Annotated in this window: 10 protein-coding genes; 6 read left to right on the top strand and 4 right to left on the bottom strand. The window is 47.2% G+C overall.

What is annotated here, in order from left to right; translation table 11 throughout:
- Nucleotides 1-134 precede the first annotated feature (134 nt).
- The 5 genes from pyrF to AC1DYT_RS25045 all read left to right on the top strand — a co-directional run bounded on the left by pyrF (nt 135) and on the right by AC1DYT_RS25045 (nt 5,481).
- A complete protein-coding gene (pyrF, locus tag AC1DYT_RS25065) occupies nt 135-965 on the top strand; it encodes an orotidine-5'-phosphate decarboxylase (RefSeq protein ID WP_477472261.1) in 831 nt (276 codons plus the stop codon).
- Between the two features lie 369 nt (nt 966-1,334).
- A complete protein-coding gene (locus tag AC1DYT_RS25060; protein WP_477472233.1) occupies nt 1,335-1,775 on the top strand; it encodes a hypothetical protein in 441 nt (146 codons plus the stop codon).
- A gap of 179 nt (nt 1,776-1,954) precedes the next feature.
- Nucleotides 1,955-3,931 (top strand): alpha/beta fold hydrolase, encoded by a 1,977-nt coding sequence (locus AC1DYT_RS25055; RefSeq protein ID WP_477472232.1) that lies wholly within the window; start codon nt 1,955-1,957, stop codon nt 3,929-3,931.
- Nucleotides 3,932-4,078: 147 nt separating this feature from the next.
- Complete coding sequence (locus AC1DYT_RS25050; protein WP_477472231.1) at nt 4,079-4,498, top strand: hypothetical protein; 420 nt, start codon at nt 4,079-4,081, stop codon at nt 4,496-4,498.
- 5 nt (nt 4,499-4,503) lie between these two features.
- Nucleotides 4,504-5,481, top strand: a complete 978-nt coding sequence (locus AC1DYT_RS25045) for an MBOAT family protein (RefSeq protein ID WP_477472230.1) — start codon at nt 4,504-4,506, stop codon at nt 5,479-5,481.
- Between the two features lie 353 nt (nt 5,482-5,834).
- Here the strand turns inward: AC1DYT_RS25045 and AC1DYT_RS25040 are convergent, their stop codons facing one another.
- The 4 genes from AC1DYT_RS25040 to AC1DYT_RS25025 form a co-directional block, all read right to left on the bottom strand.
- Nucleotides 5,835-7,199 (bottom strand): exonuclease domain-containing protein, encoded by a 1,365-nt coding sequence (locus tag AC1DYT_RS25040; RefSeq protein WP_477472229.1) that lies wholly within the window; start codon nt 7,197-7,199, stop codon nt 5,835-5,837.
- Between the two features lie 115 nt (nt 7,200-7,314).
- Entirely contained in the window at nt 7,315-7,869 is a 555-nt protein-coding gene (locus AC1DYT_RS25035) for a hypothetical protein (protein ID WP_477472228.1), read from the bottom strand.
- Nucleotides 7,870-7,971: 102 nt separating this feature from the next.
- The gene (yidC, locus tag AC1DYT_RS25030; RefSeq protein WP_477472227.1) at nt 7,972-9,798 is read right to left on the bottom strand and encodes a membrane protein insertase YidC; all 1,827 of its coding nucleotides are present in this window, start codon (nt 9,796-9,798) and stop codon (nt 7,972-7,974) included.
- Nucleotides 9,799-9,874: 76 nt separating this feature from the next.
- Complete coding sequence (locus AC1DYT_RS25025) at nt 9,875-11,485, bottom strand: CTP synthase (protein WP_477472226.1); 1,611 nt, start codon at nt 11,483-11,485, stop codon at nt 9,875-9,877.
- A 424-nt stretch (nt 11,486-11,909) separates the two neighbouring features.
- Here AC1DYT_RS25025 and AC1DYT_RS25020 point away from each other — a divergent pair, with 424 nt between their 5' ends.
- On the top strand, nt 11,910-12,284 hold the full coding sequence (locus tag AC1DYT_RS25020) for a hypothetical protein (protein WP_477472225.1): 375 nt from the start codon (nt 11,910-11,912) through the stop codon (nt 12,282-12,284).
- The last annotated feature ends 155 nt before the right edge of the window (nt 12,285-12,439 follow it).

Here is a 12,439-nt window from a genome sequence, read left to right as displayed (position 1 = left end):
TTCTTGTAAGCAAGAAATGCAGAGGAAAACGATGCAATTTTAATGAAATATTCTTAAAATGCAAATTTAATAAAAAAATAACAGGTTGTGTAGTTTTTTTTAGATTTTTGGCATCGAAATAAAACACTGAGATGATATCCCGCCAGCAACTTATAGCCCAGATAAAACAAAAGAAAACTTTTTTATGCGTGGGGTTAGATACAGATGTAGAAAAAATTCCCGAATTCCTGAAAGGATACCCCGATCCGGCCTTTGAATTCAACAAACGCATCATCGATGCCACTAAAGATTTGTGCATAGCCTACAAACCCAACGCGGCCTTTTACGAAAGCCGCGGCATGGCCGGTTTGCAGAGCCTTATCTCTACTTATGGGTACCTGCCAAAAGATTGTTTATCTATTATAGATGCCAAACGCGGCGATATAGGCAACACATCCGACAACTACGCCAAAGCGTTTTTTAACGAGGATGTAACCGGTATGGGCTTCGATGCCATTACAGTTACGCCCTATATGGGGAACGACAGCGTTACGCCTTACTTAAAATATGACGGTAAATGGGTGATTATCCTGGCGCTCACCTCATCGGTAGGGAGTAAGGATTTCCAGTACCTCAACACCGGCGATGGCTTCCTTTACGAAACCGTAATACAGAAGGCCAATACCTGGGCAGGGGCCGATAGGTTGATGTTTGTAGTAGGTGCTACCAAAAGCACCGAGTTTACCAATATACGCCAATACGCACCCGATAACTTCCTGTTGGTACCCGGCGTTGGCGCACAAGGTGGAAGTTTAGAAGACGTTTGCAAATACGGCATGACTGCGGACTGCGGCCTCATCGTAAACGCATCGCGCTCCATCATCTACGCCAGCAACGGTGAAGACTTTGCCGAAGCAGCCCGTGCAGAGGCCTTGAGCTTGCAGCAGCAGATGCAGGTAGAGTTGGAGAAGGCGGGGGTGATATAGTTTCCCGCTGGCTAAAGCCGAACGGCAATTAAAGGGGATTGGCGGTTATTATTTTCAGGCTCCGGGTTTCGTTGCCGTTCCTTTCAAGCTTCCCGTTGGCTAAAGCCGAACGGCAATGAAGGTGGATTGGCCGTTTATGTTTTTCAGTTTCCCACCTTCATTGCCGTTCCTTTCAAGTTTCCCGTTGGCTAAAGCCGAACGGCAATGAAGGTGGGTTGGCCGTTTATGTTTTTCAGTTTCCCACCTTCATTGCCGTTCCTTTCAAGGAACGGCGCTTGGCGGTAAAACAAAAATAAAGCCTTTTTTGCACGTTAGAGACTAGGTAGCTGCCAACCTCCAGTTCTCAATAACTATTACCTAAATACACATATGATTACCGAACTTGAGCAGCAAACCTCTGACATAGATTGGTTTTTCACCAATGGAGAACACATCGCATTTGTTGCATCGGGCGGTGGTAAATTGCCGTTATCGGTATCAACAAACGTTGAGACATCCTTTTTGGCGGCTTACTGCAGGCTGTTGAACTCTATTTCACCCATCGTAATTAATCCCAATCTAAATCAAATAGTGCCCGATTTTGATGAAAGGTATTTGGTTGATTTTAAAGATATGGCGCAAAAAGGGTTTTTCTCTTTCGATAAAACCGTTTTAAGTAATTTTTCCGAACTCAATTATCATTTGGTTGCCTCACCGGTTATTCCTTTGAACTTATCCGATTTAGAGCCAAACATCGTTAAGATGATAATGAAAACGAGCATCCGTGGCCATATTGGCGATAGATTCAATGTTTCGGACTTCGATTTATAATTCCCCAATTTTATATCTTCCTAACTACCGGTATTTTCAATCCTCCTTATTTGGGGACATCTGGATAGGAGACATGTGTAACATTTTTGTGTTTTGCTTAAAAAGCTGCAAAAACTAACCCCCATCCTCCAATCTCTAACCTCTTTTCCTTAAATTACCTCCCAATCTAATGCTTTCATATGAAAAAATACTTTACGCTGCTCTTCGCCGCCTCGCTGGCATCCTCCGTATTTGCCCAAACCGACAAGAAACCCTTTAAACCCGCCGATTTTTATAAGATACCCAGCGTAAGCGATGCCCAGGTTTCGCCCGATGGTAAATGGGTGGCCTATGGCGTTTCTATGGTAGATACCGCTAAGGATAAACGCGTATCGCACCTGTGGATGCAAAGCTGGGATGGCAAAACCTCCATACAACTTACCTTTGGCGACCAGCCCGCTTCCCGCGCACGCTGGAGCCCCGATGGCAAATACCTGGCTTTTTTGTCCTCGCGCGATTCTAAGAACGGCTCCCAGCTTTGGCTGCTGGATTGCCGCGGAGGCGAGGCCCAAAAGGTAACCGATATAAAAGGCGACCTGGGCGATTACGAATGGAGCCCTGACGGTAGCAGGTTAGTAATGGTTATTGGCGATCCTGACAACGCCGGCAAAGAAGCGCCAAAAACACCCAAGCCGATAGTGGTAGACCGTTACCACTTTAAGCAAGATTACCAGGGCTACCTGGAGCACGACCACAACCATCTGTACCTATTCGATATCGGCACTAAAAAGCTGGATACCTTAACCAAAGGCAACTTCGACGAGGGCTCGCCAACATGGGCTCCCGATGGTAAAAGCATCGCTTTCGTAAGCAACCGCGATAGCGACCCCGACAGGAGCGAAAACGCTGATATTTTCGTGGTAGAGGCTAAAGCCAATGGCGCGGTAAAACAATTCACCACCTGGAAAGGGCACGATGTGGGCCCCAAATACAGCCCCGATGGCAAATACATCGCCTACCTGCGCCAAAACAGCGAGGGCTATAACATGTATAGCCAGAACGTGCTTTGCCTGATGAACGCCGACGGCAGCGGTAACCAGTTGCTTACAAAAGACCTGGACCGCCCCGTAGATAGCCCCGACTGGAGCAAAGACGGCAAAAGCATAGCCTTTTTGGTGGAGGACGACCGCGAACACTACGCCGCCACCTACACGCTGGCAAGCAAAAAGACAAGCATTATACCGGCCACCCGTGGTAAGGTAAACCTGGGCGATATTACAGCGCAAGGTCCCGGCAGTTGGGTGATAACCCTGAGCGACCCCTACATGCCATACGAAATCTACGCCCTGGAAGCGGGCAAGCTGCGCCGCCTTACATTCCAACATCAGGATTGGCTGAGCAAGGTAACGCTGGCGCAGGTTACAGGTTTCCGCTCGATAAGCAAAGATGGCACGAAGGTGTCCGGCATATTATACCGGCCGGATAGCACCAGTACCAAAAAGATGCCTTTCATCTTATTTGTTCACGGCGGCCCCGTTGGGCAGGATGATTACGGTTTCGACGGTACCTGCCAGGTTTTGGCCAGCGCGGGCTACGCGGTGGCTGCGGTGAATTATCGTGGCAGTTCGGGCAGGGGGATAGAGTACACCCGCGCCATTGCTGCCGATTGGGGCAACAAGGAAGTAATTGACCTGCACGGGGCAGTAGATTACCTGGTAAAAGAAGGTATTGCCGACCCTGATAAGCTTGGCGTAGGCGGCTGGAGCTACGGCGGCATCACTACCGACTTTTTGATAGCCAGCGATACCCGCTTCAAAGCCGCGGCAAGCGGCGCGGGCAGCGCGCTGCAGATTGCCAATTACGGTATAGACCAATATATATTACAGTATGACAACGAACTGGGCCAGCCCTGGAACAATATTGATGTGTACAACAAAATATCGTACCCCTTTTTACATGCCGACAGGATAAAGACTCCGGTGCTGTTTATGTCGGGCTTGAAGGATTTTAACGTACCAACTGCCGGCAGCGAACAGATGTACCAGGCTTTGAAATCGCTTGGCGTGCCTGCGGAGCTGATACTTTATCCTAACCAAAACCACGGTATCAGCATCCCGAGCTACCAGGTGGATAGGGTGGAGCGGTATATTAAATGGTACGATAAGTATTTGAAGTAGTAGCTCCCCGGCCCCCTGAAGGGGGGCTTTTGAAAAAGTTAATGCCGGTATCAAAAAGATACCGGCATTATTTATTGAATTAACTTTCAATACATTTTGAAAGTTCAGAATTATATTTACATTTGTCGCATTAAAATAACTAACGCGATGGATAAAGTATTAGCACATCAATTACTGCAATTGGCGGGTTTGGCGCAAATAGTGCTGGCCGTTGTCAGCGTAGCCATACCAAAAGTATTGGGTTGGAAACCTGAACTGGCGAAGTTAAAAACCGTTGTCAAACAAATGGTTTGGGTTCACGGAGCTTACATTTTAGTAATAAACCTTTGCCTGGGGCTTGTGTCGTTTTTTGCGGCCGGTGACCTGCTTAACGGCTCACGGCTGGCGGCACTGCTCACCGGTTTTATTGCAGTTTACTGGATATCAAGAGTGCTTACCCAATTCTTTTACTTCGACAGAAGTGCTTTCCCTAAAGGAGGGTTTAACTTGTTGGCCGAGGTAGTTTTAACTACGCTGTTTATAGCGCTCAGCCTAATTTACAGTTGGGTGTTTTACTTAAATTTTTAAATGGGATGGATACGCGGTTAATAGTTCACCTGCTATGTTTTGCGCTCATCAATTTGGCGGTAGTACTGGTTGGATATGTTTTTATTAAACAGAAGCTGGTTTTTGCGGGTTGGCTCATGCTGGCGCTGAGCATCGCCGGCGTTTATTACCTATTCATCAATGAGCATCCCATCCTGAAGATGCTCGCCATTATTGCTACCACCTTCAGCGCTATGAAGGTGATAGCCGTTACGGAGGGCTATAAGAACCGGCCGCTTACTTTAACTTTTAAGCAGTGGTGCATCTATGCCATCGGCTGGGTGGGGATGCGCGCGCAGCCTTTCGAAACGCTGGGGGAAAAGGCAGTGTCCGGCGGTGGGGAGATGGTGCGCTTTGGTATCAGCAGGGTAATAGGCGGTGTGTTGCTTATTTTACTGGCGCACGGTATTGTCGCTTTACATTTAGATGCAAGGCTTACGTACATTTTAGTAAGCCCCGTACTTTTGGTAGCCTTGAGTTTGATACTGCATTTTGGCTTGTTGAGCATCAGCGCAGGCATGTGGCGTTTTTCGGGCGTGAATACTTACTACCTGTTCCGCCAGCCGGCGAAAGCCCTTAGCCTTACTGAACTTTGGAGCAAACGCTGGAACATCGCTTTCAGCGAGATGACCTCCGTTGCCATATTCCGGCCCTTAAAGAATAGGGTAGGAGCACCCGTGGCGTTGATGGTATCGTTCATCTTCTCGGGCTTGCTGCACGAACTGGCTTTAAGCTTGCCGGTAAACAGCGGTTATGGCTTGCCTACGCTTTATTTTTTAATACAGGGGATATTGGTGTTGGTTGAAAAACTATTGGCAGCCCGTGGCATATTCTTTTTGAGGAACAAACTGGTAGCCAGGATATGGGTTTTCTTTTGGCTCATCGTGCCGATGCCCCTGCTCTTTCACGAGCAGTTTATTAAGCAGGTTGTGTGGCCTATGGTTGGGTTGTTTGCTAGAGGTTAGTTGAACAGAGGTCAGTTGTGCAGAGCTTCGTTGATTCAACTCTGGATTTCTACCTATTCACTATCGGCTATTTACATTCTTAACTAACCTCCAATCTCTAATTATCTAATCTCCAGCAATGACAAATCGGCGAGGAATATTGTGGTTTAGCCTGCAAAACCGGGCTTCCGTAATTGGGACCCATGCCTCACCACCTCGTCTTTGCGAGCCGCAGCGGGCGGAGAGCGCGAAAGGGCGGCGTGGCAATCATCGGCATGCAGAGCGGATTTGCAGCGTGGCTCTGCTCACCGATGGTTGCCGCGCTTCGCTCGCAATGACGATGGGATTAGTTTGGTGGTTTTTCAAGCTACACCCTACGCAAAACTCACTTTCCGTTCCGGGTGCCGGCTGGCGTAGCCTGTAACGATGTTCTTGATGTAATCGTTGCCCGGGTAGGGGGTGAGGTGGTTTTTAAGCTGCTGTACATTGTCCGCTTCGAAGTAGTGCGAAATATAGCCCATGCCGTAAAAGCGGCCCTCTTCTATCAGGATGCAGCTGTGCTCGTCGCCGGTTCGGCCCTCATCGCGTATGGCGAAAGTCGGCAGGGCTTTCTTCAACTCATCCATAGCCGCGGTAACTTTCAGGTTGTACTCTTCGGGTGTTTCGTGGCCCTCGCAGGCGCAGGCGTTTACGTTGTTGCCGCTGCAGGGCTGGTCGTTCTTTTGGATGAAGCACATCTTGGGGCACAGGCTAAAGGTTTCTATCAACGTATTGAGCAGGTTATAGCCCTCCAGCAACGAGTTGCAGGCATATACCGCCGGCATGTGCTTGCGGTGCTTATCAACCGCCAGGCGCAGGTAGCCGCGTTGGTCCTCAAAGGCATAAAGCCCGTAGGTGTTCTCGAAACGTTTGAGCGAGCGGTTATATTTTGGCCACAGGCGTTTTATCTCTACGGCTTCCAGCACGAAGGCAATGAGTTCGGTACCGCAGGCCTGGTAGCTGATGCGGTGGATGCTCTTCAAAAATTCCTGCCGCTGCTGGCCGGGGTTATTGCCGGTGAAGTGGCTGCAAACACGTTTTTTTAGGTTCTTGGCCTTGCCTACGTAAACCACCTTGCCCTTTTCGTCGTGGAAGTAATATACGCCCGGGCACCAGGGCAGGGCATCTACATCGGCCTTTGGCAGGTTGGCCGGCAGGCGTTGTTCCTTCGAGTTGAGTTTCAGGGCCTGGCCTATGTGGTTAGCCGTATCGTTTTTAAGGTAAAGCGAGAATAGCTCCGCAGTGGCCTCGGCATCGCCCATAGCGCGGTGGCGGCTGTTATTGCCAATGCCCAAGTGGCTGCAAAGCTTGCCTAAGCTGTACGATAGCAGTCCCGGCATTATCTTGCGCCCAAGCCTTACGGTGCAAAGTTTATTAGCATTCAGCTCGTACCCGGCGGCGTTGAGGTGGTAACGCAAAAAAGAGTAATCGAAATTGACGTTATGCGCCACGAATATCTGCCCCTTTAGCATATGGAATATCTCGTGCGCCACATCCTCGAACAGCGGTGCGGTGCTCACCATTTCGTTGGTGATGCCGGTTAAGGCACGGATATACACCGGGATATCGCGCTGCGGGTTCACCAGCGTTTCGAAACGACGGGTTATCTTTTTACCGTCGTGTATGCAAATAGCAATTTCGGTAATGCCATTTGCGCTGGCATGCCCCCCGGTAGTCTCGATATCCACTATAGCGTACATAAATCAAATGTAATACTATTTTGCTAATTTATTTAGTCTGTAAAAGTTAAAAAAGTTGGAGAGGTTAGAAAAGTTAAAAAGGTTACAAAAGATGGAAGGGTCAGGAAGTGTGGTTCTAATCCATCATTTCGCCGTCGCCGTTCAATGTGTATTTGTTTCCTAAAAAATCGATGAGCTTAATTTCCCTGTCAACAATATCGAAGGAGAGTTCGCCATCGAGGTTTACAAAGATATCTGCACCGCTGAATTGCCATTTGATATCGCCATTGATGGTTATGCGGCTTATATCTACTTCGCCATGGATTATAAAGTCGTCTTCAAACTCGTAAACGCCGAAACAGGTAGCAAAATCCAGTTGTTTGCTCCACCTTAAGGAAAGTTCAGGCAATGCCAAGGCATATACCTGGTTGCTGCAGCATATCAAAATTACGTCATCAGTGACGACGTAGGAATTCTCCCCAATCCCCGTAGCTCCCGCATAACCTAATACTATTGCCGAAGCTATTTCGGCGCCATCATGGCTAACCCTTATCCCATGCTTGGAATTTGGCCGGTAAGTATCTTCCGGATCAGAATGGACAGCAGCATAACGATTACTGTCCTCTACAGATTCCGGTTCGTAATCTGGCTCGTTAAGCACTTCTATTTCGAATTCTTTATAGCTTGTCATGCTGCAATGTAAATCTTCTCCAACAAAAAACCCACAGCTTCTACAGCTATGGGTTTAATATTATGCCGGTTAACTAATCGCTAATCAACTAGTTTCTATTCTCTATTTCGATTTCTTCGGCTGAACTTTCTGTTGCTCGCGCATCATTTCTTCCAGTTTGGCACCGAAGCCTGATTTTTTCTTTTTGGGATCTTCGGGTTTCTTTTTGTTCTCCTGGATCTGGGCATGTATCTTCTTGTCATCAACCATGAATTTGATCAGGTATTGCTGCGCGAAAGTAAGCATGTTGGCCAGGAAGTAATAGTAGTTCAAACCAGATGGGTAGCTGTTCAGCGTTACCAGGAAGATAACCGGCGTAATGTATCCGATGTATTTCATCTGGCCAGTTGCGCCCGATATCTGGTTGTTGAAGTAAGTGTATATCAATGTAGAGATGGTCATCAATAAACACATCAAACTGATGTGGCTCACGCCGAATATCGGGGCGAACGTGATAACCGAATCGTAGGTAGATAAATCGTGCATCCACAGGAAGCTTTGGCCGCGAAGCTCGAACAAGCTTGGGAAAAAGCGGAAGAATGCGATTACGATTGGCATCTGTATCACCAGGGGCAAACAACCGCCTAAGGGGTTTACGCCTGCTTTTTTGTAAAGCTTAAGGTATTCCTGCTGCAAAAGGGTAGGGTTATCTTCGCCAACTTTTGCCTTTATCTCGTCCATCTCGGGCTTCAACACGCGCATTTTGGCCATACTTAAGTACGACTTATAGGTAAGTGGTGATAAAACCAATTTCAGGATAAACGTAAGAGCCAATATGATGATACCGTAGTTCCAGTTGAATTTATTCAGGAAGTTGAAGATGGGCAACGTGGCAAACTGGTTGATGTATTTCAACGGGCCCCAACCCAGGTTAACCAGTTTCTGCAGATCGTAACCCTGGTCTTTCAAGGTTGAGTAACGGTTTGGCCCGAAGTAGAATATCAGCGGTGTTGCGCCCAGGGCATCGCGGCCCAGCGACAAGTCGGCCTTCATTTGCTTTACATCGGTAGTGTCGGCAACGTCGTGGCTAACGGTCAACGTAGCTTTATTGATACCACCGGTGGCTATCAAAGCATTTGAGAAAAAGTGCTGTTTAAACGCAACCCATTGCTGTTTTTTATCGGTAATAGATTTTGTATCATCCTTAGCCTCGGCTAAGTAATCAACCTCGTTGTCGGTATTTTTGTAGTAAACGGTGGTGTATTGGCGTTCTTGCGCAATATCTTTCTCCTGTTTAAGCAGGCTGGCAGCCCAGCTTAAATTAAGCGTTCCGCTGTTAGCGATTACCTGATCGAGCCCAACTGGTTTAATGGTAAGGCCTAATTTGTAGCCGGTACCTTTTAAACTGTAGATGTAATCGATATATTGGGTAGGGCTGTAGCTTAAACGCATAGTTAGCGAAGCAGAATCTTTGGCCGCAACTTTCAACTCTTTGGTACTTGGGGCAAAAAACAGGTCGTTGGTGTTGATGGTTTTGCCCTGCGCGCTAAAGGTCAGTCCGAAGGTGTTTTTATCGCCGCTGAATAGTACCAGTGGTTTTTTATATGCCGTTTTATACTTTTTTAACTCGGCAGAATACACGCGGCCACCTTTGGTAGAAAGCTTAAGCGAAAGCTCGTCGTTTTCTATAGTAACAAATTCCTCTTTACCCACGCTTGCCGCGCCGAAAGGCGATTTAAGCACAGCAGAATCTACCACGGCAGATTTTTTTGCGGTATCGGGTTTAACGGTGGTGATTGCAGGTGCTGTTACGCCGGCCTTTTTCAACGAATCGAGGTGTACCCGTTGTTGTTCTTTTTTGATGTCGGCATCCGAAGGCTTCATGAAGTATATCGAAGCCCCCATGATCACCATGATCAGGAATAATCCTGTAAACGTATTTCTATCCATTATCTAATATATCGTATGATTACCGCCGGCGGGTTTTGTTACAACCGTGTGCTAATCAACATACTGTTTTTAAGCGTTATTTCTTGCGGGCGTAAGCCAGCGAAGCGGCGACAAAGTTAATAAAAAGTGGATGCGGATTTGCAACAGTTGATTTTAATTCGGGGTGGAACTGCGCACCCACAAAAAACGGGTGATTTTTAAGCTCAACTACCTCTACCAAACCGTTTTCGGGGTTAATGCCCGATGGCAGCAAGCCGGCAGTTTCGTACTGTTTAATGTACTCGTTGTTGAATTCGTAACGGTGGCGGTGGCGTTCGGTAATATGATTTGTGCCGTAAATAAGCGCTGCTTTGCTGTTCTTTTTCAAGTCGCATGGGTAGGAGCCGAGGCGCATGGTGCCGCCCATGTTGGTGATGTTTTTCTGGTCCTCCATCATCGCTATTACCGGGTAAGGCGTATCGGCGTTCATTTCGGTACTGCTGGCATTGGCCAGGCCCAAAACGTTGCGGCCAAACTCTACCACGGCGCACTGCATGCCCAAACATATACCGAAGAACGGGATATTGTTCTGACGCACGTAGCGTATGGCCTCTATCTTACCCTCGAAACCGCGCTCGCCAAAGCCGGGGGCAACCAACACGCCATGCAGCCCTTTCAGTTTATCTACTGCGTTCTCAACAGTCAATTGTTCTGATGGGATGTATTGCACTTTTACCTTGCATTCGTTTGACGCGCCTGCGTGTATAAAGGCTTCGATGATGGATTTATAGGCATCGGGCAGTTCTACGTACTTACCAACCAGGCCAATCTTCACTTCGGAGGTAGGATTTTTCAAACGGCCCAAAAATGCTTTCCAATTGTCAAGGTTAGGCTCATTTTTGTGGCTCAGCTTCAGTTTGGTCAACACGGTCTTATCCAGCTGCTCGCGCAGCATCAGCAGGGGCACATCGTAAATGGTAGATGCATCCATCGATTCGATAACTGCGTTGATGTTTACGTTGCAAAACAGGGCTATCTTTTTGCGGATATCGATGTTAATAGGGTGCTCGGTACGGCAAACTAAAATATCGGGCTGGATGCCATACTCTAAAAGCATTTTTACCGAGTGTTGCGTAGGCTTGGTTTTGAGTTCGCCTGCTGCGGCCAGGAAAGGTATCAGCGTAAGGTGTATTACCAGTGCGTTGCCGCTGCCTGCTTCCCATTTAAACTGGCGTACGGCCTCTACGAAGGGTAATGATTCAATATCACCCACGGTGCCGCCAATCTCGGTTATCACAATGTCGTAATTGCCGGTTTCGCCCAGTATGCGCATGTTGCGCTTTATCTCGTCGGTAATGTGCGGTACCACCTGCACGGTTTTACCCAGGAACGCGCCTTCGCGCTCGCGGTTGATCACATTTTGATAAATGCGGCCGGTGGTAATGTTGTTGGCTTTGGAGGTTGGGGTGTTTAGGAAACGCTCGTAGTGGCCAAGGTCGAGGTCGGTTTCGGCGCCATCTTCGGTAACGTAACATTCGCCATGCTCGTAGGGGTTAAGAGTTCCCGGGTCGATATTAATATACGGGTCGAACTTTTGGATGGTAACGCGGTAGCCGCGGGCTTGGAGGAGTTTAGCTAATGAGGCGGAAATGATGCCCTTGCCCAACGACGAGGTAACGCCACCCGTAACAAAAATGTATTTAGTCATGAGATTTTTTTGAAATCCCGGCAGCGGAATATGGTCGTTGCCGAATGTTTGTGTACGGGGTACAAAAGTAGGAAAATTTACGGGCTTTGGGGTATCAAAAATGCAAATGTGGAAAAGGTTTGGGGGAGAGGGTTATAATGTTTGGAACTGTAGCGAGGCTGCGCAAGTTTTGTTATTTAACCACGAAGGGCACTGAGGTTTGCACAGAGGGTATACATAGCTTGTATTGCCGAGAACAAATTTATTTGTCGCGCAAGATTTCTTGGGGAAACGCGATCTTATCGATTGAAAACTCATCAAATAGTATTACTTCTTGATGAAAAACAAATCAATTAGTAACACTTTATGATTGAAAAGCAATCAAATAGTTAATTTGATATATTGCTTAAGAGCATTTAGCTTTTAAAAATAATATATTTACTAAATGAGCACGTATACCTTTAGAAAACAAGTTGATAATAAAGGCTTTTATGTTGCTATAGATTTGGAGGCAATTGTTGAGAGCCAGCACTCGTTAAGACTCTCTGTAGACTACCTGGCGGACCCACAATGGGAACCGTTGTGCAGGGCGGGGATAACTTTATTTTATGATTATTTTAAAAGGTTTAGCATGGAGAGCTTAAGAGTTAAAGTGATTGATATAAAATGGATGCCCATAGATACAAACGGCCTCATTGTTTTATTTGGAACGGTACAGGCATTAAGCGAAGCATTGAATATACCCATTGAAGGCTTGCAGTTTGATCATGTTAACCAGTCTTTTGTTTTTCCCGACAGGCGAAGCGTAAACCGCCGATAACCTATCTTTTGTTTGCCTTGGCCATCACTTCCTGGCTTTTTCTGCGGCAGCGGAGCCTCTTTGAAAAAGGATATTGTAGGTGATTTTTCATTTTTTATTGTCGTGTTTTTTTTGTATATTAACAGTAAGGGGCTTAAGTACCGTCGCTTAAGCTT

The sequence above is a fragment of the Mucilaginibacter sp. P1_D10 genome (assembly GCF_056406215.1).
The sequence above is the reverse complement of the archived record's forward strand: the minus strand, read 5'-3'. Positions and strand labels throughout refer to the sequence as shown.

Bases quoted from the DNA above. Each gene is read 5' to 3' on its own strand.
- AC1DYT_RS25060 (WP_477472233.1), top strand. From the start codon at position 1,335: ATGATTACCGAACTTGAGCAGCAAACCTCTGACATAGATTGGTTTTTC.
- AC1DYT_RS25055 (WP_477472232.1), top strand. From the start codon at position 1,955: ATGAAAAAATACTTTACGCTGCTCTTCGCCGCCTCGCTGGCATCCTCC.
- AC1DYT_RS25050 (WP_477472231.1), top strand. From the start codon at position 4,079: ATGGATAAAGTATTAGCACATCAATTACTGCAATTGGCGGGTTTGGCG.
- AC1DYT_RS25045 (WP_477472230.1), top strand. From the start codon at position 4,504: ATGGATACGCGGTTAATAGTTCACCTGCTATGTTTTGCGCTCATCAAT.
- AC1DYT_RS25040 (WP_477472229.1), bottom strand. From the start codon at position 7,199: ATGTACGCTATAGTGGATATCGAGACTACCGGGGGGCATGCCAGCGCA.
- AC1DYT_RS25035 (WP_477472228.1), bottom strand. From the start codon at position 7,869: ATGACAAGCTATAAAGAATTCGAAATAGAAGTGCTTAACGAGCCAGAT.
- yidC (WP_477472227.1), bottom strand. From the start codon at position 9,798: ATGGATAGAAATACGTTTACAGGATTATTCCTGATCATGGTGATCATG.
- AC1DYT_RS25025 (WP_477472226.1), bottom strand. From the start codon at position 11,485: ATGACTAAATACATTTTTGTTACGGGTGGCGTTACCTCGTCGTTGGGC.
- AC1DYT_RS25020 (WP_477472225.1), top strand. From the start codon at position 11,910: ATGAGCACGTATACCTTTAGAAAACAAGTTGATAATAAAGGCTTTTAT.